Here is a 24,350-nt window from a genome sequence, read left to right on the forward strand (position 1 = left end):
GGGGCGGCCCGTACCCACCGGTCAGTCCTGGGCCGGGGCGGCGGTCTTCTCCGCCGCCTTCTTGGCCGGGGCCTTCTTGGTGGTGGTCTTCTTCGCCGCGGTCTTCTTGGTCGCCGCCGTCTTCTTGGTGGCGGCCTTCTTGGCCGTGGTCTTCTTCGCCGCGGTCTTGCGCGCCGCCGTCTTCTTGACGGGGGCGGGCTCGGTCTCGGCCTCGGCGGCCTCCGGAGCCGTCTCGGTGGCCTCGGCCGGAGCCGTGGTCACCACGAGGACGGCCGCCTCCTCGGCGCCCGAGGGCGAGCCGGCGGGAGCGGTGGCCTTACGGACCACCCGGCGGCGGGCCCGCGGCGGGGCGGCCACGGGGGCCTCCTCGGCGACGGGCTCGGCGACCGGCTCGGCGACCGGCGCCACGACGGGCTCCGGCTCCGGGGCGGTCTCGACGACCGGCTCGACGACGGTCGGCGCGGCGGCCGGCTCCGTGGTCGAGACGACCGGGGAGGTCACCCGGCGGGTGGCACGGCGACGGCCGCGCGGGGCCGGGGCGACGGTCTCCTCGGCGACCGGCTCGGCGACCGGGGCCACGACGGGCTCCGGCTCGGCGACCGGCTCCGGCGCCGCCACGGGCTCAGGCTTCGGCTCGGCCTTCGGCTTCGACTCGAACTCGACGGCCTCGGTCTCCACGACCTGCCGCGCGGCGGCCGGCGCGGACACCCGGCGGGTCGCCCGACGACGGCCACGACCGCGCGTCGCGGCCGCCTCCGCCTCGGCGATGGAGCCGTACAGCTCCTCGTCCGCGGCGATCGGCTCGGGCAGGGCCACCGGTGCGGCCAGCTCGGCGGCGACCTCGGCCTCGGTCTCGGTCTCGGCGTCCGTCTCGGTGGGCTCGGTGACCTCGGCGTGCTCGTGCTCGTGCTCGTGGACGTGCTCGGCGCCGCCGCGGCCGCGCTTCTTCGAGCGCTTGCCGCCGCCGCCGCCACCGGCGGTGCTCGGCTGCTCCATGTGCACGATGACACCGCGGCCGTTGCAGTGGACGCAGGTCTCGGAGAAGGACTCCAGGAGGCCCTGGCCGACCCGCTTGCGGGTCATCTGCACCAGGCCGAGCGAGGTGACCTCGGCCACCTGGTGCTTGGTCCGGTCCCGGCCCAGGCACTCCAGCAGGCGGCGCAGCACCAGATCGCGGTTGGACTCCAGGACCATGTCGATGAAGTCGATGACGACGATGCCGCCGAGGTCGCGCAGCCGGAGCTGACGCACGATCTCCTCGGCCGCTTCGAGGTTGTTCCTCGTCACGGTCTCTTCGAGGTTGCCGCCCTGGCCGGTGAACTTGCCGGTGTTGACGTCGACGACGATCATCGCCTCGGTCTTGTCGATCACCAGCGAGCCGCCGCTGGGCAGCCAGACCTTGCGGTCGAGCGCCTTCATGAGCTGCTCGTCGATCCGGTACGTCGCGAAGACGTCGACCTCGCTCGTCCACTTGGACAGGCGGTCGGTCAGGTCCGGGGCGACGTGGTGCACGTAGCCGTGGATGGTCTCCCACGCCTCGTCACCGCTGACGATGACCTTTGAGAAGTCCTCGTTGAAGATGTCGCGGACGACCCGGACGGTCATGTCCGGCTCGCCGTAGAGCAGCGTCGGGGCGTTGCCGCTCTTCGCCTTCTTCTGGATGTCCTCCCACTGCGCCTGCAGTCGCTCGACGTCGCGGCGCAGCTCGTCCTCGCTCGCGCCCTCCGCGGCGGTGCGCACGATGACGCCCGCGTCCTCGGGGACGATCTTCTTGAGGATGGTCTTGAGGCGGGCGCGCTCGGTGTCCGGGAGCTTGCGGCTGATGCCGGTCATCGAGCCCTCGGGCACGTACACGAGGTAGCGGCCGGGCAGCGAGACCTGGCTGGTCAGTCGGGCGCCCTTGTGGCCGATCGGGTCCTTCGTCACCTGGACGAGGACCGACTGGCCGGACTTGAGGGCGGTCTCGATGCGGCGCGGGCCGTTGCCCATGCCGAGGGCCTCGAAGTTGACCTCACCGGCGTACAGGACGGCGTTGCGGCCCTTGCCGATGTCGACGAAGGCGGCCTCCATGGACGGCAGGACGTTCTGGACCTTGCCCAGGTAGACGTTGCCGACGTACGAGGTGGCCTGCTCCTTGTTGACGTAGTGCTCGACGAGCACGTTGTCCTCGAGGACGCCGATCTGGGTGCGCTCGCCGCTCTGGCGCACGACCATGACGCGCTCGACGGCCTCGCGGCGGGCCAGGAACTCGGCCTCCGTGATGATCGGGACGCGGCGGCGGCCCTGCTCGCGGCCCTCGCGGCGGCGCTGCTTCTTGGCCTCGAGGCGGGTCGAGCCCTTGATGGACTGGACCTCGTCGGCGCCGGTGCCGGGCTCGGCCTTCTCACGGGCCGGGCGGGGCTCGCGGACCTTGACGACCGTACGGACGCCCTCCTCGTCGGTGCCCTCGACGTCGGCGGAGGCGTCCCCGCTGCGACGGCGGCGGCGACGACGGCGACGGGAGCTGCTGGAGCCGCCGGCGAAGGCCTCGGCCTCGTCGTGCTCCTCCTCGCCGTCCTCGGACTCCTCGGTCTCGTCGGAGTCGTCGGAGCGCGGCTCCTCGCCCTCCTCGGACTCCTCGACCTCGGTGAGCTCACCGCGACGACGGCGGCGGCCGCCACGGCGGCGACGACGGGACGGGCGGTCCTCGTACTCGTCGGTCTCCTCGGCCTCGGCCTCCTCGACCTCGTCGGCGACGGCCTCGACCTCGGGCTCGTCGGCGACGGTGGCCGGGACGGGCTCGACGGCGACGGGCTCGCCACGGCGGCGACGGCGACGGCGGGAGCCCTCGGGGCGCTCGGCGGGCTCGGGGGCCTCCTCGACCTCGACCTCGGCCTCGGCCTCGACGAGCTCGATCTCCTCGACCGTCTCGTCGTCCTCCGGCTCCACCGGGGCGGCGGCGGCGGCCGCGGCGGCGGTCTCCGGGGTCTGGAACATCGGCTCGGTGAAGACCGGCGCCTGGAAGACGGCGACGGAGGGGCGCGCGGCACGGCGCGACTCGCGGGCCGGGGCGGGCTCGGAGGTGAACTGCGGGGAGGTCGCGCGGCGGCGGCCGCGGCCACGGGTCGCGGCGGTCTCGGCGGCGGTGACCTCGGCCTCGTCGGCGGTGATCTGCGCAACGGCGGCCGTCGGCAGCGACTCGCCGGTGACGGCGGCCTCGGTGGTGGCGGCCGCCTCGGTGGTCACCTCGGGCGAGGTGACCTTACGGGTGGCACGGCGGCGGGTACGCGGCGCGGGCGCGGCGGCCTCCTCCGCGACCTCGGCGGCCGGGGCGGTCTCGACGACCGGCTCGGCGGGCGCCACGGCCGCGGTCTCCACGGCCGCGGTCTCCTCGGCGGCGGCAGGCGCGCCGGCCGGGGCGGTGGCCTTACGGGTGGCACGGCGGCGCGGGCGGGCCGGGGCGGCCTCGGGGGCCTCCTCGGCGACCGGCTCGGCCGGCGTGACCGCGGTGGTCTCTTCGGGGGTCTCGGCGGCGACCGGGGAGGTCACCGGCGAGGTGGCCTTACGGGTGGCACGGCGGCGCGGGCGGGCCGGGGCGGCCTCGGGGGCCTCCTCGACGGCCTCGGGGGCGACGGCCTCGGCGGCGGGTGCCTCCACGGCCGGCTCCGGGGTCTCCACGGCGGGTGCCGCGGTCTCGGCGGCCGGTGCGGTGGCCTTGCGGGTGGCCCGGCGGCGGGCACGCGGCGCGGGTGCGGCCTCGGTCTCGGCCGGGGCGGCCTCCACGGCGGCGGTCTCGGTGGCCGTCGGGGCCTCGGTGGCCTCGGCGGTCCCGCCCGTCACCGGCGGACCGGCGGGGCGGGAAGCGGCGCGGCGCCTGCGGCGCGGCGGCAGCTTGTCACCGGGGGCGTTGGTGTCTTCGTTGGACTCGAGCATGCGGGGTTCTCCCGTCACGCTCCCGGGCGCCGCGTCTTGGTCCGGTCCGGCGGCACGGTCACGCCTGTGGCGCGGTGCCGCCGTCCGGGGCGCGGGCGCCGCACGGGAGCTCTATGTCTGGCTCGCCGGTTCCGTCCGCACTGTGCGGACGGCCTGGCGAAAGTCTCCTGGTCAGTGCGCTGCCCGACCCAGGTGGCTCCCGAGTACCAGGGCGGCGCTACAACGACCGCTCCCTACGCGATGCCGGCACCCGGCGCCGTCGCAGAGGCGGTCGCGGCGGCCGTGGTAGTTGCGGCCTTGACTGCCTCGCGGTCGGGCGCGAGCGGGTCGGTCACCGTGCCGGACTCCTCGTCGAAGAGCCCCTGCGCCAGCCTGGTCACCGCAGCGGGGACCGGCGGCGCCAGGTCGGCCACAGCTCGGAGACCGGACAGGACGTCGTCGGGTCGTACGGCAGGTGTCACGTGCCGAACAACCAGCCGCAGTATCGCACAGGCGCTGTCCAGCGGCCTATCACCCTGGGGATCGCCCTGGGGAGCCGTCGCCGTCAGCTCGGTGACCGCGGAGCGTGCGTCGAAGGTGCGGACGCCGTTCTTGGTCTTGCGCTGTACTTCCACGGTCTCGGCCGCGAGAAACGCCTGGACGGCCTTCTCGACGTCCTCGACGGCGACGCCTTCGAGGCGCAGCTCCCAGATGGACGCGGTGAGCCGGTCGGCGAGGCCCGAGGTCCGGGCCTCGACGGCGTCGGTGATGTCGAGGCCGGCCGGGAGGGACTCGTCGAGCAGGACCCGCAGGGTCTCCGGGTCGCGCGTCTCGGTGAGGGCGATCTCCAGGTATTCGGCCTCGGAGCCCGTACCCGTGGGGGCGGCGTTGGCGTACGACACCTTGGGGTGCGGGGTGAAGCCGGCCGAGTACGCCATGGGCACCTCGGCACGGCGCAGCGCACGCTCGAAAGCGCGCTGGAAGTCACGGTGGCTGGTGAACCGGAGGCGGCCGCGCTTGGTGTAGCGCAGTCGGATGCGCTGCACCGCCGGTGCGGGCGGCGGGCCTTCGGGCTGTCGCTTGCCCAGTGGTTCTTCTCCTCGGTGCGGGGCGGGCGCGGGGGGCGCCGACCACGAGATGTGCGGGTGGCCCTGGGGGGTCCGCCCGGTTCACCCCCGCTTTCGCAGGGAGATCTCGGGGGCGGGCGCCGCGCCGGGGACGTTCGTTGTACTACCCAGAGTACGCGCCCGGGCCACCTCCGGTTCCCCGGACCCGGACGACCGGACTGAGCCGACCAGGGCACGCCAGGTGTCCCGGCGGGCCTCCCGCACGGCGGCGCGGGCCGAGCCGAGCGCTTCGCGGGCCGCGCGTCCGGCTCCGGCGAGCGTCTCCTTCGCGACGCGCCCGGCCGTGGCGGCGAGGCGACGGGCCGCTGCGGCGGCGCGGCGGGCCGGCGCCCAGACGTGGTCGCGGATCCAGTGTCCGACGGGTGTGCAGACGCTCCGCCAGAACCAGACCAGGGGCAGACCCACCAGGGTCCTCACCGTCCACTTCAGCGCCCGTCCGACGGCCCGCGACACGTACCCGGCGACGCGCCAGCACACGGCCAGCGCGTCCCGGACCTCGCGTGCGACGGGTACGAGGACCCGGTTCCAGAGCCACCCGAGGGGGACGACGATCCCGTACCGGACGAGCGGGACGAGGACGTACCGCCAGAGCCCCACCCACGGCCACACGAACACGGCCTTGGCCAGCAGTACGGTGGCGACGGCGATGCCCCGCCCGAGCCGGGGGAGGAGCCGGCCGAGGCCCTTGCCGGCCGGGGTCAGCACGTACCGGTCGAACCAGAGGACGGGCACGACGACGCCGTACCGCAGCAGCGGCACCAGGACGTACCGGAAGAGCGCGGAGACCGGTACGAACACGCCCTTCTCCAGGAGGAAGAAGAGCCCGCCGCCGAGCGGGACGAGGCCCCGGCGGTACAGCCAGACGGCGGGTGCGGCGATCCCGTACCGGCAGACGGGCACGACCACGTACCGCCAGAGGCCGACCCACGGCCAGACGAACACGGCCCTGGCCAGCCACCCGGCCCCGGTCCCCAGGCCCCGCCCGAGCCGGGGGAGGAACCACCCGAGTCCCGCCCCGACCGCCGCGAGGGCCCGGGCCAGGCCGCGGCCGGTCGGGCGCAGCACCGTGTGGTGGAGCCATCGTGCCGGCGCGGCGATCCCGTACCGGGCGACGGGCACGAGGAGGTACCGCCAGAGCCCCACCCACGGCCACACGAAGAGCAGCTTCCCCAGGACCCGGCCGCCGACCGCGAGGCCCCGGCCCACCGGGGTGAGCACCGTCCGGTGCAGCCACCGCACCGGACGGGCCACCAGATGGTGGAAGAGCCGTCCGAGGCCCCTCCCCACGCCGGTGAGCACCCGGGTGAGGGCCTGGTTCAGCCCGGTGAGCACATACGCGAGTCCCCGGCCCGCCGGGCGGAGCACCGCGCGGTCGAGGAAGTGGGCCGTGGCCACGAGGACGTCCCAGACCATGCGGACCGGCAGGACGGCGACCAGCACGACGATCCGGACCGGGATGCGGATCAGGGCGGGCGGCGGCGGGCTTTCCATGCTCATGCCCGACAGGACGCAACGGCCCGGCGGAGGGTTCTCCCTCACGCCGGGCCGTCTGCCGGATTCCTCTCCGGTCGGAGCTACTTCACGACCGACAGCGGCAGAAGCTTCTTGCCGGTGGGGCCGATCTGGATGTGTGTGTCCATCTGCGGGCAGACGCCGCAGTCGAAGCACGGGGTCCAGCGGCAGTCCTCGACCTCGGTCTCGTCGAGCGAGTCCTGCCAGTCCTCCCAGAGCCAGTCCTTGTCGAGACCGGAGTCCAGGTGGTCCCAGGGCAGGACCTCCTCGTAGGTGCGCTCGCGGGTCGTGTACCAGGCGACGTCGACGCCCATCTCCGGCAGCGTCTTCTCGGCGCAGGCCATCCAGCGGTCGTACGAGAAGTGCTCGCGCCAGCCGTCGAAGCGGCCGCCGTCCTCGTACACCGCGCGGATGACCGCGCCGATGCGACGGTCGCCGCGGGAGAGGAGGCCCTCGACGATGCCCGGCTTGCCGTCGTGGTAGCGGAAGCCGATCGAGCGGCCGTACTTCTTGTCGCCGCGGATCTTGTCGCGGAGCTTGCGCAGCCGCTCGTCCGTCTCCTCGGCCGACAGCTGCGGGGCCCACTGGAACGGGGTGTGCGGCTTGGGGACGAACCCGCCGATGGAGACGGTGCAGCGGATGTCGTTCTGGCCGGAGACCTTGCGGCCCTCGGCGATCACGTTCATCGCCATGTCGGCGATCTGGAGGACGTCCTCGTCGGTCTCCGTCGGCAGGCCGCACATGAAGTACAGCTTCACCTGGCGCCAGCCGTTGCCGTAAGCGGTGGAGACGGTCCGGATGAGGTCCTCCTCCGAGACCATCTTGTTGATGACCTTGCGCATGCGCTCGGAGCCGCCCTCGGGGGCGAAGGTGAGGCCGGAGCGGCGCCCGTTCCTGGTCAGTTCGTTGGCCAGGTCCACGTTGAAGGCGTCGACACGGGTGGACGGGAGGGACAGGCCCACCTTGTCCTCCGTGTACCGGTCGGCGAGGCCCTTGGCGATCTCACCGATCTCGGAGTGGTCCGCGGAGGACAGCGAGAGGAGGCCGACCTCCTCGAAGCCCGTCGCCTTGAGACCCTTCTCGACCATCTCGCCGATGCCGGTGATGCTTCGCTCCCGCACGGGGCGCGTGATCATGCCGGCCTGGCAGAAGCGGCAGCCGCGGGTGCAGCCGCGGAAGATCTCGACGGACATGCGCTCGTGGACGGTCTCCGCGAGCGGCACGAGGGGCTGCTTGGGGTACGGCCACTCGTCGAGGTCCATGACGGTGTGCTTGGAGACGCGCCACGGCACACCGGACTTGTTGGGCACGACACGGCCGATGCGGCCGTCCGGCAGGTACTCCACGTCGTAGAACCGCGGGATGTACACCGAGCCGGTCTTCGCGAGGCGGAAGAGGACCTCCTCGCGGCCGCCCGGCCGGCCCTCGGCCTTCCAGGCGCGGATGATCTCGGTCATGTCGAGGACGGCCTGCTCGCCGTCGCCGATGATCGCCGCGTCGATGAAGTCCGCGATCGGCTCGGGGTTGAAGGCCGCGTGGCCGCCCGCGAGCACGATCGGGTGGTCGACGGTCCGGTCCTTCGACTCCAGCGGGATGCCGGCCAGGTCGAGGGCGGTGAGCATGTTCGTGTAGCCGAGCTCGGTGGAGAAGCTCAGGCCGAAGACGTCGAACGCGCCGACGGGGCGGTGGCTGTCGACCGTGAACTGGGGGACCTTGTGCTCCCGCATCAGCTCTTCGAGGTCCGGCCAGACGCTGTAGGTGCGCTCGGCGAGGACGCCCTCGCGCTCGTTGAGCACCTCGTAAAGGATCATGACGCCCTGGTTGGGCAGACCGACCTCGTACGCGTCCGGGTACATCAGCGCCCAGCGGACGTCGGCGGACTCCCACGGCTTGACCGTGGAGTTCAGCTCTCCACCGACGTACTGAATCGGCTTCTGCACGTGCGGGAGCAGAGCTTCGAGCTGCGGGAAGACAGACTCGGCAGCAGACATCTCGAACCTTCGTGAGCTGGCAGGGGGGCGACTCTCAAGCGTACCCCGGTGCTCAGTGGGTCAGGGACGCCGTGAGTTCGGGGGCCGCGGCCCTGGCCCAGACCTCGGGCAGCTTCCGCTCGGCGGCCGCGGCGGCGGCTTCCTCGCGTCCGTACAGAAGTCCCCAGGTGAAGGCCGTTTCACCCGCCCCGTGGGCCATGATCGCGAGCTCGCGCAGGGCGCCCCGGGCGACGACGGCGTCCTGGTGCTCGCCGAGCAGGCTCTGGACCGCCTTCACTCGTTTCGCCAGCCGCTTCGCGGGCTTGCCGAGGGTGGGACGGGCGGCCTCGGCCGCGTAGCGGGCGCGTTTGGCGGCCTTGCGGGCCTCGTGGAGAGCGAGGTCACGTTCGTGCTGGGGTTCGAGGGAGAGGGCGTGCCCGATCCGGCCGGCGAGGCGTTGGTGGTCCTTCCGGACGGCGCGGGCGAGGACCGTCCGGGCGTCGCCGGCGGCGTCCTTGCGCAGCGGCGGGTGGGCGAGGAGCGCGTCGAGGGCTCCGAGGAGGGCGAGGTGGCGGGCGGAGTCGAGGGCGGCGAGGGCCTGGCGGCGGGCGGCCCTGGCGTGGGCGGCGTCGCGGCGGCGCAGCCGGGCCTTGACCGGGCCGAGGACCAGGGTGCGCGGCAGCTCGTCGAGGCGGGCGCGCAGCCGTTCGTCGAGGACCTCCTGGTCGCGGGCGACGCCGAGCTCTCCGGCGAGCCATTTCAGCTCCTCGCCGATCGGGTCGGTGACCTCCCGGTCGAGGACCTTCCTGTACGTCTTGAAGGCGCTGCGCAGCCGGCGGCAGGCGACGCGCAGCTGGTGGACGGCGTCGGGCAGATCGCGCCGAACGGCGGGGTCGTACGCGACGATCGCCTCGACCTGTTCCCGTACGTAGGCGAGGACGGCGGCTCCTGCGGTGCCGGGCGCGCCGGGCGGCTCCGGCGTGGCCGCGGGCGCCGCGGGCTCCACGCCCGTCTCGGCGAGCGCGCGCGACAGTTTCGACGGGGAGTCCGAGGGCCGGATGCCGGCCTTCCTGAGGCGTTTCTCGACGGCGTCGAGGACGGCGGGGTCGGTGTCGTCGGCGAGTTCGACCTCGATCTCGGTCCAGGCGGCCTCTCCCCCGCTCGTGAGGCCCTCGGCGTGGACGGTGTCCACGGAGAGTTCGGCGAGGAGGGTGCCGTCGCCGTCGCGGAGGTGGCGGACGTCACGGGAGGAGCGGAGGCGGACGACGGGGACGACCTCGGCGTCCCGGACGCGGGACCGCAGGAGCCCCGCCAGGGACCGCGGGAGCGTGTCCGAGAGCGGGGCTCTGATCTCGTCGCGGATGCCGGAGGCGACGGGGAACTTCAGGTGCCAGCCGGCGTCCGCGCCTCCGGTGCGGCGGCGCAGGGTGAGCGCGTCGGCGGCGAGTCGCAGGTCGGCCGTGTCGTAGTAGACGGCGTCGAGTTCGGTGACGCCCTCGTCGGTGACCGAGGCCACCCCGGCCGCCCGGGTCAGGTCCGGAAGGCCGGTTCGGGAGGTGGCTTCGTACTTCCGCTCGATCTCTCGCTTCGTGTCCGCCATGAATCGAATCTAGACGGGAAGTGAACTCCGCGGGAGTACGCCCCTCAGCCTGTCCGGAAATCCCGGGAGGGAACCGCCGGACGTCCTTCAGGCCGTCATGGGCCGCTGGACCCTGATCGACTGGAGCAGTCCGATCGCCACCCACACCGCGAACATCGACGAGCCGCCGTACGAGACGAACGGCAGCGGAAGGCCGGCGACCGGCATGATGCCGAGCGTCATGCCGATGTTCTCGAAGGACTGGAAGGCGAACCAGGCGATGATCCCGGCCGCGACGACCGTGCCGTAGAGCTCGGTGGTCTCGCGGGCGATCCGGCAGGCCCGCCAGAGGACGACGCCGAGGAGCAGCAGGATCAGGCCGGCACCGACGAAGCCCAGCTCCTCCCCCGCCACCGTGAAGACGAAGTCGGTCTGCTGCTCGGGCACGAACTGGCCGGTCGTCTGGGAGCCCTTGAAGAGTCCGGAGCCGAGGAGGCCGCCGGAGCCGATCGCGATCCGGGCCTGGTTGGTGTTGTAGCCGACGCCGGCCGGGTCGAGGTCGGGGTTGGCGAAGGCCGCGAAGCGGTTGATCTGGTACTCGTCGAGCATGCCGAGCGCGGTGACGAGGACCGCGCCTCCGACGCCGGCGCCGATCAGTCCGAGGACCCAGCGGTTGGAGGCGCCGGAGGCGAGCAGCACGCCGAGCACGATGACCGCCATGACCATGACCGAGCCGAGGTCCGGCATCAGCATGACGATGCCCATGGGGAGCGCGGCCAGGGTGAGGGCCTTGGCGACGGTGCGGTGGTCGGGGTGGATCTGGTCTCCGGCGTCGACCTTCGCGGCCAGCAGCATCGCCATCACCAGGATGATCGTGATCTTCACGAACTCGCTGGGCTGGAGCGAGAAGCCGCCGCCGACGACGATCCACGCGTGGGCGCCGTTGATGGTGGCGCCGAGCGGGGTGAGGACGGCGAGGATCAGCACGATCGAGAGGCCGTAGAGGACCGGTACCGCGCCGCGCAGGGTGCGGTGGCCGAGCCAGATCGTGCCGATCATCAGGGCGACCCCGATGCCGGTGTTGAGCACGTGCCGGAAGAGGAAGTAGTACGGGTCGCCGTTGTTGAGCTCGGTGCGGCCGCGGGTGGCGGACCAGACGAGCAGCGCCCCGATGAAGGAGAGCGCGAGCGCGGAGAGCAGTATCGGCCAGTCGAGCCGGCGGACCACCGAGTCGCGGGCGGCCAGCTTGGCGAGCGTGCCGCGTTCGGGGGCGTACCGGGAGATGGAGAAGCCGTGGGGTGCGGTCATCGGTTCAGTCCCTCCGCCAGGTGGCGGGCGGGCCCGCGAGTTCCTGCTGGTCGGGCTTGTCGGGGTCGGCCTGGTCCGGGTCGGCCGGGTCGGGCTGCCGGGTGCCGTCCGGCGTGTTCAGGGGCGCGTCGGGGTCGACCTTCCCGACCTCCGGGTCGTACGGCTTGATCTTCGGGGCATCGATGGAGCCGTCGGCCTCGATCTTCGGGAGGCTCTTCTGCGGCTGCGGCAGCAGGGCGCGCTTGAGGTCCTGGTTGCCGGCGTCGTCGAGTCCGTAGAGCGCGTCGTAGATGTTGCGCACGGCGGGGCCGGAGGCGCCGGAGCCGGTACCACCCTGGGCGATCGTCATGACGATCGCGTAGTCCTTGGTGTACGTGGCGAACCAGGAGGTCGTCTGCTTGCCGTAGACCTCGGCGGTACCCGTCTTGGCGTGCATCGGGATCTTGTCCTGCGGCCAGCCGCCGAATCGCCAGGCGGCCGTACCGCGGGTGGCGACTCCCGCGAGGGCCTCCTCTATCAAGGCCTGCGTCTTGGTGTCCATGGGGAGCCTGCCGTGCGCCTTGGGCTTGATCTCGGTGACCTTCTTGCCGTCGGGGCTGACGATCGCCTTGCCGACGGTGGGGTTCCAGAGGGTGCCGCCGTTGGCGATGGCGGCGTAGATGGTGGCCATCTGGATGGGGGTGACGAGGGTGTCGCCCTGCCCGATGGAGTAGTTGACGGAGTCACCGGCGCGCATCAGGTTGCCTTCGAGGCAGTTCTCGTACGAGAGCTGCTGGACGTACGTGCCGCCCCTCTTGCCGATGCGGCACCAGTAGTCCTTGTTGTCCGCCCAGAAGTCCTGCTTCCACTTCCGGTCGGGGACACGGCCGGTGACCTCGTTGGGGAGGTCGATGCCGGTCTCGGCGCCGAGGCCGAACTGGTGGGCCGTCTTGTAGAACCAGTCCTTGGCGTCCTTCTTCGGCTTCATCCCGCCGTCCTTCTGCCACTGCTGGTGGGAGAGGGCGTAGTAGACGGTGTCGCAGGAGACTTCGAGGGCCTGGCCGAGGGTGATGGAGCCGTGGCCCTGGGACTCGAAGTTCTTGAAGACCTGGTTGCCGATGGAGTACGAGGAGGGGCACGGGTAGCGCCCGTTGAAGTCGTATCCGGCGTTGACGGCGGCGGTCGTCGGGATGACCTTGAAGATCGAGCCGGGGGCGGCCTGGCCCTGGATGGCCCGGTTGAGGAGCGGGAAGTTGGAGTCCTTGCCGGTGAGGGCCGCGTAGTCCTTGGCGGAGATGCCGCCGACCCAGGCGTTGGGGTCGTAGTCGGGCTGGGAGGCCATGGCGACGATCCGGCCGGTCTTGTTCTCCATGACCACGACGGCGCCGGAGTCGGCCTTGTAGTTCTCGCTGGTGTTCTTGTCGTGCACCTTGCGGGCCTCGACCATCGCGTTGTGCAACTCCCACTCGGCGACCGCCTGCACGCGGGCGTCGATGGAGGTGACGACGTTGGAGCCGGGGACCGCGGGGTCGTTCTGGGCCTGGCCGATGACCCGGCCGAGGTTGTCGACCTCGTAGCGGGTGACGCCGGCCTTGCCGCGCAGTTCCTTGTCGTACGTGCGCTCCAGGCCGGATCGGCCGATCTGGTCGGAGCGGAGGAACGGCGAGTCGGAGTCCTTGGCCTTCTCGATCTCGCCGTCGGTGACGGGCGAGAGGTAGCCGAGGACCTGCGAGGTACGGGCCTTGCCGGGTGCCGGGTAGCGGCGGACGGCGGTGGGTTCGGCGGTGATGCCGGGGAAGTCCTCGGCGCGCTCGCGGATCTGGAGGGCCTGCTGGGTGGTGGCCTCGTCCGTGACCGGGATCGGCTGGTAGGGCGAACCGTTCCAGCAGGGCTTCGGGGTCTTGGAGTCGCAGAGCCGGATCTTGTTGATGACGTCGTCGGGCTTCATGTCGAGGACGTCGGCGAGCCGGGTCAGGACCGCCTTGCCGCGGTCCTTCATCTTCATCATCTCGGTGCGGGACGCGGAGACCACGAGCCGGGTCTCGTTGTCGGCCAGCGGGACGCCGCGGGCGTCGAGGACGGAGCCGCGCACGGCGGGCTGCACGACCTGCTGGACGTGGTTGTTCTTCGCCTCGTCCGTGTACTCCTTGCCGTTGCGGATCTGGAGGTACCAGAGCCGGCCCCCCAGGGTCAGCAGCAGCGAGAAGACGAGGATCTGGATGACGACGAGCCGGATCTGGACCCGAGGGGTCCGCCCTGTCTCGGGGATGTTGCTCATACGGCCGGGGCCCCCTCGGTCACAGTCGCTTGACTCCCTTGATGCGTCCGGCCCGTGAGGCGCGGCTCCGGGCGGTCTTCACCCGCAGGCCGCCTCTCTGGTTCCCGATCCTCAGGCCGGTGCCGGAGGAGAGCCAGCCGGAGGCGACGTCGGTTCCGTTGCCCCCGCCCGCGTCGGCGAGCGGGTCGTTCTCCGCTCGGCGGGCCAGCGCCATGATGAGCGGCACCGTGAAGGGCGCGAGGAGCAGGTCGTACACGGCCGCGGTGAACAGCAGGAACCCCAGGCCGACATGGCGGGCGGCGGTGTCGCCGACGAGGGCGCCCACCCCCGCGTACAGCAGGGTGGAGCCGACGGCGGCCGCGACGACGACGGCCATCGGGCCGGTCGCCGAGGTCAGCCGGCCGTTCTCCGGGCGGGCCAGGCCGACGAGGTAGCCGATGACGCAGAGCACGAGGGCGTAGCGGCCGGCGGCGTGGTCGGCGGGCGGGGCCAGGTCGGCGAGAAGGCCGGCGCTGAAGCCGATGAGCGAGCCGCTGACCGGTCCGTACACCAGGGCCAGGCCGACCACGGTGAGCAGGACCAGGTCGGGTACGGCCCCGGGGAGCTGCAACCGGGCGAGCACGGAGACCTGCACGACCAGGGCCACCACGATCAGGGTGGCGGAGAGGAGGATCCGGTTGAACTTCACGGTGTCGCGTCCCCCTGGTCCTGGCCCTGCTGGTTCTGGCCCTGCTGGTTGCGCTGTCCGTCGGCGGCCCGCTGCCCGTCCGGTGGCGGTGGCGTCACCGTGACCGTGACGGTCGGCGCGGGCTTGGGCTTCTGCGGAAGGACCATGTCGCGCGGGTCGGCGCGGGGGGCCTGGACGACGACGCCGACGATGTCGAGCTTGGTGAAGCCGACGTACGGGCGGACGTAGATGTTGCGGGTCAGGCCGCCGCCCGCGGGGTCGACACGGACGACCTCGCCGACCGGGACGCCCGGCACGAAGGGCTTGTCGGCGCGCGAGCCGAAGGTCACGAGCCGGTCGCCCGGCTTCACCTTGGCCTTGCCGTTGAGGAGCTGCACGAGCAGCGGGCGGTCGCCCTGGCCGGTGGCGAAGCCGAGCTCGTCGGACTTCTCCATGCGCGTACCGACGGTGAAGTCGGGGTCGTTGGCGAGCAGGACCGTGGAGGTCGACGGGCCGACGGTGGTGACGCGGCCGACGAGCCCCGAGCCGTTCAGCACGGTCATGTCCCGCTTGATGCCGTCGCGCGCGCCCACGTCGACGGTGACGGTCCAGGAGAAGCCCTGTGCCGCTCCTATGGCGATGACCTGCGCGCCCTTGATGCCGTACTGCCCGGCGCCGGCGGTCTTGAGGATGGAGTCGAGCTCGCGCAGCCGGCTGCGGTTGCGGTCGTCGCTGCCGAGCTCCGCCTTGAGTTCGGCGTTCTCCTTCTCCAGGGCGGCGATCCGGGTGTGCCGCTCGCCGGAGTCCCTGACCGCGCCTATGGCGTTGCCGATGGGATCGACGGCGGCCGCCACACCGTTCTCGACCGGCCCGAAGACCGCCGCTGCGGCCTGCCGGGCACCGTCGACGGGTGACTCCTGACCGCCGCGGATGTCCACCGTGATCAGTGCGAACGCGATGGCGATCAGCAGCACCAGGAGCAGCCGGCTCTCTCGTGTGTCCCTCACGTGCGGCGGCCGTGCCTTTCCTCGTGGTTCGGTTGTTCGACTGTGCGGTGTACGGCTGTGCGGTGGTGCCCACATGGGCCGTACGGGTGGTGCTAGCGGCGCGGCTGGGCGTCCAGGACCTGCTGGAGGGCCTCGAACTCCTCCACGCACTTGCCGGAGCCGAGCGCCACCGAGTCCAGCGGGTCCTCGGCGATGTGGATCGGCATGCCGGTCTCGCGGCGGAGGCGCTCGTCGAGGCCGCGGAGCAGGGCGCCGCCACCCGTGAGAACGATGCCACGGTCCATGACGTCACCGGAGAGCTCCGGCGGGCACTTGTCGAGGGTGGTCTTCACCGCGTCGACGATGGCGTTGACCGGCTCCTCGATGGCCTTGCGGACCTCGGCGGCCGAGATGACCACGGTCTTGGGCAGACCGGAGACGAGGTCGCGGCCGCGGATCTCGGTGTGCTCGTCCTTGTCGAGGTCGTACGCGGAGCCGATGGTGATCTTGATCTGCTCGGCGGTGCGCTCACCGAGGAGGAGCGAGTACTCCTTCTTGATGTGCTGGATGATCGCGTTGTCCAGTTCGTCGCCGGCCACCCGGATCGACTGTGCCGTGACGATTCCGCCGAGGGAGATGACGGCGACCTCGGTGGTGCCGCCGCCGATGTCCACGACCATGTTGCCGGTGGCCTCGTGGACCGGGAGGCCCGAGCCGATGGCCGCCGCCATGGGCTCCTCGATGATGTGCACCTGGCGGGCGCCGGCCTGCGTCGAGGCCTCGATGACGGCGCGGCGCTCCACTCCGGTGATGCCGGAGGGCACGCAGACGACGACCCGGGGGCGGGCCAGGTAGCGGCGCTTGTGGATCTTGAGGATGAAGTAGCGGAGCATCCGCTCGGTGATCTCGAAGTCGGCGATCACGCCGTCCTTCAGTGGCCGGACGGCGACGATGTTGCCGGGGGTCCGGCCGATCATCTTCTTCGCCTCGGCTCCCACGGCGAGGATGCCGCCGGTGTTGGTGTTGATCGCCACGACGGACGGCTCGTTGAGGACGATGCCACGCCCCCTGACGTACACCAGCGTGTTGGCAGTCCCGAGGTCGATAGCCATGTCACGGCCGATGAACGACATTGAGTTCCCCTTGTTTCCCATGAGGATGCTTCGGGCCTTCCCCAGCGAGCGTTGACGGCTTCTCAGGCAGGCGAAACGGTGGCTGAAATGGGTGGCTGAAGGTGGTGCGGCGTGGAGTTTTCCATCGTAGTGCCGCCCGCCCGGATACCGCGCGGTGGTCCACCTCTGTACAGGTGACGGTAGGACGCGGCGATCCGTTCCCGGGATCGGCGTTCATATGCCTGGGGGCGACCGAATTCCTTCGGTCGCCCCACAGGCTGCTGCTTTCGGCTGACGCCGAGTCAGCGAAGTCGGGTCCGCCTCAGACGAGACCGGGGAAGAAGATCTTCAGCTCGCGCAGGGCCGACTCCTCCGAGTCGGAGGCGTGGATGAGGTTCTCCCGGACGATGGTGCCGAAGTCGCCGCGGATCGAACCGGGCGCGGCGGCGATCGGGTCGGTCGGACCGGCCAGCTGGCGAACACCCTCGATGACCCGCTCGCCCTCGACGACGAGCGCGACGACGGGGCCGGAGGACATGAAGCCCATCAGCGGCTCGTAGAACGGCTTGCCCTTGTGCTCGCCGTAGTGCTGCTCCAGGGTCTCCTGGTCCAGCTCGCGCAGCTCCAGGGCCGCCAGGGTCCAGCCGGCCTTGCGCTCGATACGGCCGATGATCTCGCCGATCAGGCCACGGCGGACGGCGTCGGGCTTGAGCAGGACGAGCGTGCGCTGGCTCACGGGGGAACTCCTTCGGAAAAGCGGTGTGCGGGACCTCCGAGGCTACAGGCCCCGCACGCCCCTCGATTACGCAGCGTCAGGCCCTGCCGAGGCCCCCGCGGCCTGGGCCTCGGCCCACCGTGCCTTGATGTCGTCAATCCGTCGCCCATAGTGAACGGACGCCCACCACAGACCGGCGAAAACCGCCCCGAGGAAGAACATCGTCGGCACGACGAATCCGCTGAGGATCAGGCCGATCTGCAGGGCCCAGCCGAGCTGCACTCCGCCGGGGCGGGTGACCATCCCACAGAGCAGCACCGAGATGACCATCGCGACACCGCAGACCCACCAGACGGTGGACATCGCGAGGCTGTCGTCCTTCATCGCGACGAGACCGGCGAAGCCGATCACGAAGAACTCGCCGATGAGCGTCGAGGAACAGAGCGTACGCATCGGGTTCAGCCCCTTCGCAGCAGCAGCCGGGCGTCGCCGACCGTGAAGATCGAACCGGTCACGAGGACACCCGCGCCGCCGTACTCGGCCTCTTCCTCCGCGAGGGTGATGGCCGCCTCCAGGGCGTCGGGCAGTCGCGGCTCCACGACCACCCGGTCCTCGCCGAAGACCTCGACCGCGATGGCGGCGAGCTCGTCCACGTCCGTGGCACGGGGGTTGGAGTTCGCCGTGACGACGACCTCCGCGAAGAGGGGCTCGAAGGCCTCCAGAAGGCCCTTGGCGTCCTTGTCGCCGCTCGTGGAGACCACGCCGACCAGCCGCGAGAAACCGAAGGCCTCGCTGACGCCCTCCGCCGTCGCCCGCGCGCCGTGCGGGTTGTGCGCGGCGTCCAGGATCACCGTCGGGGACGAGCGGACGATCTCCAGACGGCCGGGCGAGGCCACCTGGGCGAAGGCCTGCCGGACCGTGTCGAGGTCCAGAGTCCGGGCGTGCTCCGAGCCGATCCCGAAGAAGGCCTCGACCGCCGCCAGCGCCACCGCCGCGTTGTGCGCCTGGTAGGCGCCGTGCAGCGGCAGGAAGATGTTGTCGTACTCGCCGCCCAGACCGCGCAGGGTCAGGAGCTGGCCGCCGACCGCGACCTCGCGGGCGACGATGCCGAACTCCATGCCCTCGCGGGCCACGGTGGCGTCCGCCTCGACGGCCTTCTTCAGCAGGACCTGCGCCGCGTCCACCGGCTGCTGGGCCAGGATCACGGTCGCACCCTGCTTGACGATCCCGGACTTCTCGCCGGCGATCTCGGCGGTCGTCGCGCCGAGCCGGTCCGTGTGGTCCAGGTCGATCGGGGTGACGACGGCGACGGAGCCGTCGATGACGTTCGTCGCGTCCCAGGTGCCGCCCATGCCGACCTCGACGACGGCCACGTCGACCGGGGCGTCGGCGAAGGCCGCGTACGCCATTCCGGTGAGGACCTCGAAGAAGGAGAGCCGGTACTCCTCGCGGGCGTCGACCAGCTCCACGTACGGCTTGATGTCCCGGTACGTCTCGACGAACCGCTCGGCGGAGATCGGGGCGCCGTCCAGGCTGATGCGCTCGGTGATGCTCTGCACGTGCGGCGACGTGTACCGCCCGGTGCGCAGCTCGAAGGCGCCGAGCAGGGCCTCGATCATGCGGGCCGTCGACGTCTTGCCGTTGGTGCCGGTGATGTGGATCGAGGGGTACGCGCGCTGCGGCTCGCCCAGGACGTCCATCAGGGCCGCGATCCGGGTGACCGAGGGCTCCAGCTTGGTCTCGCCCCAGCGGGTGGACAGCTCGGTCTCGACCTCGCGCAGCGCCTTGTCGAGCTCCGGGTCCTCCGGGCGGCTCGGCACCGGATCGCCCTGGGGCCGGCCGCCCTGGGTGCGCAGGGTACGGCTGCCGGCCTCGATCACCGCCAGGTCGGGGTCGCGCTGGGTCTCGGTGTCGACGATGTCGTCGAACTGGTCGTCGCTCTGGTCGCTCGGCTCACTCACGGGCCCAGTCTACGGACGGGTTCCGACACCACGACCGACAGGACCATGGACCCGGCCCTTTCGGGCGTTCCGGTCCACCGTCCGCCCTGTCGGCGGGCGAAGTCGGTGATCTTGGACAGAGGGATCGGCCTCGACACGGCCGGCACGCTCCGCACGGACGAGGGCGCCGCCCGTCTCAGCGCGACAGGCCCGTCGGCAGCAGCGCCGTCACCTGGTAGCCGTCGCCCTCCCGGCGGGCCTTCAGAGTGCCGCCCATGCTGCTGACCCGCTCCTCCATCGAGAACAGCCCGGTGCCGGTGGAGACGGGGGCCGGATCCGGCGGGGTCTTCGGCAGCGGGTTGCGGACCTCGATGCGCAGATCGGGTCCCTCCACCGTGATCGCGACCGTGACGGGCAGCCCGGGGGCGTGTTTCGCGGCGTTCGTCAGGCACTCCCGCACGACCCGGTGGACGGCGGCCTGCCGCAGCGGCGAGAGGGCCTTCGCCTCCTCGGCGACCGTCAGTTCGACGGGGCCTCCCATCCGCTCGCTCTCCCCGGCGAGCTCGGCGAGCCCTTCGAGGCCGGGGGTGGCCACGTCCCGGTCGGCGCGGCGCACGATCGTCTCGTTGAGCATGAGATGGGCGCGCCGTGCGGTGTCCGCGAGCTCCTCGAAGTCCCTCTGGTGACCCTCGCCCCTGGCCCGTACGGCGAGGACCTCGGCCCGCACCGCGAGCACGGTCAGCTCGCGGCCGACCAGGTCGTGGACGTCCCGGCCGACGGAGATCCGCTCCTCCTGGACGGCCTGCCGGGCGGCCGCCTCGCGCCGCTGGACCTCCAGGGCGCGGACGAGGTCCTGCCGGTACGCGGCGATGCCGACGCCCGCCGCGAGGACGCCGATCGGGACGACCAGGCTCAGGAAGTCGCTCAGGGTGGCGCCGTGGCGAGCGGGCCAGCCGGGTGTCAGGAAGAGGCCGTAGGCGACGCCGACGTACAGCAGGGTGGCGACGACGGCGGCGCGGCGCCCCCGGTACCGGCCGATCGAGTACAGCGCGAACTGGATCATGGTCAGCTCGTGCAGCCAGCCCATCAGGCCGAGCGCCACCAGGTACGGCACCCAGGGCAGCCGGCGCCGGAGCACCAGGGTGGCGGCGCCGGCCGCGAGGACCAGGGTGGCGGTGACGCCGGTCAGCGAGTTGTCGGCGCGGGCGAGCCCCGGCACGTCCAGGCACATGAGGCCGAAGGCGCTGAGCGCGGCGACGACGTCGAGGGCACGGGGCGAGACCGCCCACCGGTCCACGCAACGGCGCAGCGCGGGGACGGTGGGGAGGCGGAGCATGCCTTCCATCATCCAAGGTCTTTCGTCCCGACGACGTGGACCTGAAGTCCCGTCTGATGTGACATCGGGCACTTCGTCCCATTTCCTGTTTCGCGTCGGCCCCGGTCGCGACGGAGCCCGGGGCATACGGGAAGAGGCCCGGAACCGAGTACCGGTTCCGGGCCCCTCCTCGTGCCGCACTAGGCCTGCGGCAGGGTCGCCAGCTGGGCCTGGATGCGGGCGATGTCCTCGTCCGCCTTGGCGAGGCGGCCCTTGATCTTGTCCACGACGTTGTCGGGGGCCTTGGCCAGGAAGGCCTCGTTCCCGAGCTTGGCCTCGGCCTGGGCCTTCTCCTTCTCCGCCGCCGCGAGGTCCTTCGCGAGACGCTTGCGCTCCGCGGCCACGTCGATCGTGCCCGACAGGTCGAGCGCGACCGTGGCGCCGGCGACCGGCAGGGAGGCGGTGGCGGCGAAGCCCTCGCCCTCCGGCTGGAGGCGCAGGATCTGGCGGATGGCGGCCTCGTGGGCGACGAGCGGGGTGCCGTCGACGGTGAGGCGGGCCGGCACCTTCTGGGCGTCCTGGAGACCCTGCTCCTTGCGGAAGCGGCGGACCTCGGTGACGACCCGCTGGACCAGCTCGATCTCACGCTCGGCGCCCTTGTCGTGGAAGCCGCCCGGGGCGTCAGCCCCAGGAACGAACACAGCCTTCGGCCAGTCGGCGACCACCAGGGACTCACCGCCGGTGAGGGTGGTCCACAGGGTGTCGGTGACGAACGGGACGATCGGGTGCAGCAGCCGCAGCATGACGTCCAGGACCTCGCCGAGGACCCGGCCGGAGACCTTGGCGCCCTCGCCGCCCGCGAAGAACGTGGTCTTCGACAGCTCGACGTACCAGGCGAAGACCTCGTCCCACGCGAAGTGGTAGAGGGTGTCGGCCAGCTTGGCGAACTGGAAGTCCTCGTAGTACGCGTCGGCCTGCGCGACCGTCTCGTTGAGCCGGGACAGGATCCAGCGGTCGGTCGCCGACATCTCGGAGGCGTCCGGCAGCGGGCCCTCGATCGTGGCGCCGTTCATCATCGCGAAACGGGTCGCGTTCCAGATCTTGTTGGCGAAGTTCCGGGACGCCTGGACCCAGTCCTCGCCGATCGGGACGTCGACGCCCGGGTTGGCGCCCTTGGCCAGGGTGAAGCGCAGGGCGTCGGAGCCGTACTTGTCCATCCAGTCCAGCGGGTTGACCGTGTTCCCGAACGACTTCGACATCTTCTTGCCGAACTCGTCACGAACCATGCCGTGGAAGGCGATCGTGCGGAACGGCGGCTGCCCGTCCATCGCGTACAGACCGAACATCATCATCCGGGCGACCCAGAAGAACATCAGGTCGTAGCCGGTGACCAGGACGGAGTTCGGGTAGAACTTCTCCAGGTCCGGCGTCTTCTCGGGCCAGCCCATCGTCGAGAACGGCCACAGGCCGGACGAGAACCACGTGTCGAGGACGTCGGTGTCCTGCGTCCAGCCCTCACCCGTGGGTGCCTCGTCGTCGGGACCGACACAGACCAGCTCGCCGTTCGGGCCGTGCCAGACGGGAATGCGGTGGCCCCACCACAGCTGACGCGAGATGCACCAGTCGTTCAGGTTGTCGACCCAGTCGAAGTACCGCTGCGACATGTCCGCCGGGTGGATGTCGACCCGACCGTCGCGGACCGCGTCACCCGCGGCCTTGGCGAGGGTCTCGACCTTGACCCACCACTGCAGCGACAGACGCGGCTCCAGCGTCGTCTTGCAGCGCGAGCAGTGGCCGACGGAGTGGACGTACGGGCGCTTCTCGGCGACGATCCGGCCCTCGGCCCGCAGCGCGGCGACGATCGCGGAGCGCGCCTCGAAACGGTCCAGGCCCTGGAAGGGGCCGTGCACGGTGATCACACCGCGCTCGTCGAGGACCTCGATGGACTCGAGGTCGTGGCGCTGGCCGATGGCGAAGTCGTTCGGGTCGTGCGCCGGGGTCACCTTGACGGCGCCGGTGCCGAACTCCGGGTCGACGTGCGTGTCGGCGACGACGGGGATGGTCCGGTCCGTCAGCGGCAGCTTGATCTGCTTGCCGATCAGGTGGGCGTAGCGCTCGTCGTCGGGGTGGACGGCGACGGCGGTGTCACCGAGCATCGTCTCGGCACGCGTGGTGGCGACGACGATGGTGTCCTCGCCCTCGCCGTACTTCATGGAGACGAGCTCGCCGTCGTCGTCCTGGTAGTCGACCTCGATGTCGGAGATGGCCGTCAGGCACCGCGGGCACCAGTTGATGATGCGCTCGGCGCGGTAGATCAGACCGTCGTCGAACATCTTCTTGAAGACCGTCTGGACGGCGCGGGAGAGACCCTCGTCCATGGTGAAGCGGTCGCGGCTCCACGCGAGGCCCTCGCCGAGGCGCCGCATCTGGCCGGCGATCTGCCCGCCGGACTCGGCCTTCCATTCCCAGACGCGCTCGACGAAGGCCTCGCGGCCCAGGTCGTGGCGGGACTTGCCCTCCTTGGCGAGCTCGCGCTCGACGACGTTCTGGGTGGCGATGCCGGCGTGGTCCATGCCGGGCTGCCACAGCGTCTCGAAGCCCTGCATGCGCTTGCGGCGGGTGAGGGCGTCGATCAGCGTGTGCTCGAAGGCGTGGCCCAGGTGGAGCGAGCCGGTGACGTTGGGCGGCGGGATGACGATCGTGTACGCGGGCTTCTCGCTCTTCGCGTCCGCCTCGAAGTAGCCGCGCTCTACCCAGCGCTCGTACAGCGGCCCCTCTACCTCGGCCGGCGCGTACGTCGTCGGCAGTTCGGTGGTGGGCGCTGTCTGCTGCTGAGTGTTCTCGGTCACGGGGCCAGTTTAGGGGTGTCGCGGTGCTGTCCTGAAACGCTTTGGTTCGGTAACGGTGTGGCCCCCGCCGCACTGACACCCCGGCGGTTCCGCCAGGATGTTCGGTAGGCATAAACATCCTGTGAGGGGAACCTGTCGATGAGCTACAACCAGCCGGGCCCGTACGGCCAGCAGCCGCAGCAGCCCGGGCCCTACGGCCAGCAGCCGGGACCGTACGGGCAGCAGCCGCAGCAGCCGGGACCGTACGGCGCGCAGCCCGGTTACGGCTACCCCCAGCAGGCCCCGCAGGGCGTCCCGCCGCAGCAGCCGCCCTACGGCTACCCGCAGCAGCCCCAGCAGCCCGGCCCGTACGGCCAGCAGCCCCAGTACGGCGCCCCCCAGGGCCCCGGCGGCTACGTCCCCCACCCGCCGGCCCCGAAGAAGTCCAAGGCGGGCTGGATCATCGGCGCGGTCGCGGTGGTGGCGGCGATCGGCGTGGGCGCGTACTTCATGCTGGGCGGCGGCGGCGCCTCGGTCGCGAACGACGGCCCGCACAAGCTGACGACCCCGGAGACGGTGCTCGGCGAGTACAAGAAGACCGCCGACAAGGGCTCCCAGAGCGACGACGACGACTTCGTCAAGGACGCCGAGAAGTTCGGCATGAAGAACCCGCAGCGCGTCAACGCGCAGTGGGAGGTCAAGAACGACGCCAACCCGCTGGGCGCCAAGCTCCTGCAGTTCGGCGGCGCGTACGGCCAGATCGACGACCCGGAGAAGACCCTCGACGGCATCTTCGAGAACATGCGCGCCGAGGCCGCGAAGGAGAAGGACGGCAAGACCCAACTGGTCGGCGACCCGAAGGAGTTCACGCCCGAGGGGCTGGACGGTGCGCTCCTGAAGTGCCAGGAGATCAAGCAGAAGACGGACACCGGAGCCGAAACCGGCGGGCTCGGCCCCAAGGAGATCGTCATCGCGGTCTGCGTCTGGAGCGACCACAGCACGCTCGGCTACGTCATGCCCATGAACCTCGCCGACCTGATGGCCGGCAAGAGCTCCTCGATGGAGGACGTCGCCGCCACCTCGGCGAAGCTCCGCAAGGAGATCCGCGTCAAGCTCTGACCGGACACGAGTGAGGGGGTCCCA

At 71.5% G+C, this 24,350-nt stretch carries 16 protein-coding genes; 1 reads left to right on the plus strand and 15 read right to left on the minus strand.

The features are described from left to right. Nucleotides 1–21: 21 nt before the first annotated feature. The 15 genes from IF00_RS0113000 to IF00_RS0113075 all read right to left on the minus strand — a co-directional run bounded on the left by IF00_RS0113000 (nucleotide 22) and on the right by IF00_RS0113075 (nucleotide 23,228). Nucleotides 22–3,912 (minus strand): Rne/Rng family ribonuclease, encoded by a 3,891-nt coding sequence (locus tag IF00_RS0113000; protein ID WP_030317579.1) that lies wholly within the window; start codon nucleotides 3,910–3,912, stop codon nucleotides 22–24. Between the two features lie 233 nt (nucleotides 3,913–4,145). Then, nucleotides 4,146–4,937 (minus strand): TIGR03936 family radical SAM-associated protein, encoded by a 792-nt coding sequence (locus IF00_RS0113005; RefSeq protein ID WP_030317580.1) that lies wholly within the window; start codon nucleotides 4,935–4,937, stop codon nucleotides 4,146–4,148. A gap of 123 nt (nucleotides 4,938–5,060) precedes the next feature. Further along, a complete protein-coding gene (locus IF00_RS41170; RefSeq protein WP_037638116.1) occupies nucleotides 5,061–6,515 on the minus strand; it encodes a hypothetical protein in 1,455 nt (484 codons plus the stop codon). 77 nt (nucleotides 6,516–6,592) lie between these two features. Continuing rightward, nucleotides 6,593–8,521, minus strand: coding sequence for a TIGR03960 family B12-binding radical SAM protein (locus tag IF00_RS0113020; protein WP_030317582.1), 1,929 nt, complete (start codon nucleotides 8,519–8,521; stop codon nucleotides 6,593–6,595). A 52-nt stretch (nucleotides 8,522–8,573) separates the two neighbouring features. After that, nucleotides 8,574–10,100, minus strand: a complete 1,527-nt coding sequence (locus IF00_RS0113025; RefSeq protein ID WP_030317584.1) for a CYTH and CHAD domain-containing protein — start codon at nucleotides 10,098–10,100, stop codon at nucleotides 8,574–8,576. Nucleotides 10,101–10,187: 87 nt separating this feature from the next. Beyond that, nucleotides 10,188–11,387: a rod shape-determining protein RodA gene (gene rodA, locus IF00_RS0113030; protein WP_030317586.1), complete on the minus strand. Its 1,200-nt coding sequence runs from the start codon at nucleotides 11,385–11,387 to the stop codon at nucleotides 10,188–10,190. A gap of 4 nt (nucleotides 11,388–11,391) precedes the next feature. Then, complete coding sequence (mrdA, locus tag IF00_RS0113035) at nucleotides 11,392–13,644, minus strand: penicillin-binding protein 2 (RefSeq protein ID WP_030317587.1); 2,253 nt, start codon at nucleotides 13,642–13,644, stop codon at nucleotides 11,392–11,394. 19 nt (nucleotides 13,645–13,663) lie between these two features. Then, on the minus strand, nucleotides 13,664–14,332 hold the full coding sequence (gene mreD, locus IF00_RS0113040) for a rod shape-determining protein MreD (RefSeq protein WP_030317589.1): 669 nt from the start codon (nucleotides 14,330–14,332) through the stop codon (nucleotides 13,664–13,666). After that, nucleotides 14,329–15,318 (minus strand): rod shape-determining protein MreC, encoded by a 990-nt coding sequence (mreC, locus tag IF00_RS0113045; RefSeq protein WP_030317597.1) that lies wholly within the window; start codon nucleotides 15,316–15,318, stop codon nucleotides 14,329–14,331. Before mreC ends, mreD begins: the two co-directional genes overlap by 4 nt. Before the next feature lie 92 nt (nucleotides 15,319–15,410). Beyond that, nucleotides 15,411–16,430: a rod shape-determining protein gene (locus IF00_RS0113050; RefSeq protein ID WP_030317599.1), complete on the minus strand. Its 1,020-nt coding sequence runs from the start codon at nucleotides 16,428–16,430 to the stop codon at nucleotides 15,411–15,413. A 301-nt stretch (nucleotides 16,431–16,731) separates the two neighbouring features. Continuing rightward, on the minus strand, nucleotides 16,732–17,145 hold the full coding sequence (gene ndk, locus IF00_RS0113055) for a nucleoside-diphosphate kinase (protein ID WP_015033594.1): 414 nt from the start codon (nucleotides 17,143–17,145) through the stop codon (nucleotides 16,732–16,734). 66 nt (nucleotides 17,146–17,211) lie between these two features. Further along, nucleotides 17,212–17,577 carry a DUF4233 domain-containing protein gene (locus IF00_RS0113060; RefSeq protein ID WP_030317602.1) on the minus strand — a complete coding sequence of 122 codons (366 nt, stop codon included), beginning with the start codon at nucleotides 17,575–17,577 and terminating at the stop codon, nucleotides 17,212–17,214. 5 nt (nucleotides 17,578–17,582) lie between these two features. Further along, entirely contained in the window at nucleotides 17,583–19,085 is a 1,503-nt protein-coding gene (folC, locus tag IF00_RS0113065) for a bifunctional tetrahydrofolate synthase/dihydrofolate synthase (RefSeq protein ID WP_030317603.1), read from the minus strand. 175 nt (nucleotides 19,086–19,260) lie between these two features. Continuing rightward, complete coding sequence (locus IF00_RS0113070) at nucleotides 19,261–20,400, minus strand: sensor histidine kinase (protein ID WP_037638135.1); 1,140 nt, start codon at nucleotides 20,398–20,400, stop codon at nucleotides 19,261–19,263. Nucleotides 20,401–20,579: 179 nt separating this feature from the next. After that, the gene (locus tag IF00_RS0113075; protein WP_030317606.1) at nucleotides 20,580–23,228 is read right to left on the minus strand and encodes a valine--tRNA ligase; all 2,649 of its coding nucleotides are present in this window, start codon (nucleotides 23,226–23,228) and stop codon (nucleotides 20,580–20,582) included. A gap of 138 nt (nucleotides 23,229–23,366) precedes the next feature. On the opposite strand from IF00_RS0113075, the gene IF00_RS0113080 reads away from it, so the two are divergent. Then, nucleotides 23,367–24,326, plus strand: coding sequence for a hypothetical protein (locus IF00_RS0113080; protein ID WP_030317608.1), 960 nt, complete (start codon nucleotides 23,367–23,369; stop codon nucleotides 24,324–24,326). The last annotated feature ends 24 nt before the right edge of the window (nucleotides 24,327–24,350 follow it).

It is taken from the genome of Streptomyces flavochromogenes (assembly GCF_000717595.1).
Classification (GTDB): domain Bacteria; phylum Actinomycetota; class Actinomycetes; order Streptomycetales; family Streptomycetaceae; genus Streptomyces; species Streptomyces flavochromogenes.

Bases quoted from the DNA above. Each gene is read 5' to 3' on its own strand.
- IF00_RS0113025 (WP_030317584.1), bottom strand. From the start codon at position 10,100: ATGGCGGACACGAAGCGAGAGATCGAGCGGAAGTACGAAGCCACCTCC.
- IF00_RS0113060 (WP_030317602.1), bottom strand. From the start codon at position 17,577: ATGCGTACGCTCTGTTCCTCGACGCTCATCGGCGAGTTCTTCGTGATC.
- IF00_RS0113080 (WP_030317608.1), top strand. From the start codon at position 23,367: ATGAGCTACAACCAGCCGGGCCCGTACGGCCAGCAGCCGCAGCAGCCC.
- IF00_RS41170 (WP_037638116.1), bottom strand. From the start codon at position 6,515: ATGAGCATGGAAAGCCCGCCGCCGCCCGCCCTGATCCGCATCCCGGTC.
- IF00_RS0113000 (WP_030317579.1), bottom strand. From the start codon at position 3,912: ATGCTCGAGTCCAACGAAGACACCAACGCCCCCGGTGACAAGCTGCCG.
- IF00_RS0113020 (WP_030317582.1), bottom strand. From the start codon at position 8,521: ATGTCTGCTGCCGAGTCTGTCTTCCCGCAGCTCGAAGCTCTGCTCCCG.
- mrdA (WP_030317587.1), bottom strand. From the start codon at position 13,644: ATGAGCAACATCCCCGAGACAGGGCGGACCCCTCGGGTCCAGATCCGG.
- IF00_RS0113070 (WP_037638135.1), bottom strand. From the start codon at position 20,400: ATGCTCCGCCTCCCCACCGTCCCCGCGCTGCGCCGTTGCGTGGACCGG.
- IF00_RS0113050 (WP_030317599.1), bottom strand. From the start codon at position 16,430: ATGTCGTTCATCGGCCGTGACATGGCTATCGACCTCGGGACTGCCAAC.
- rodA (WP_030317586.1), bottom strand. From the start codon at position 11,387: ATGACCGCACCCCACGGCTTCTCCATCTCCCGGTACGCCCCCGAACGC.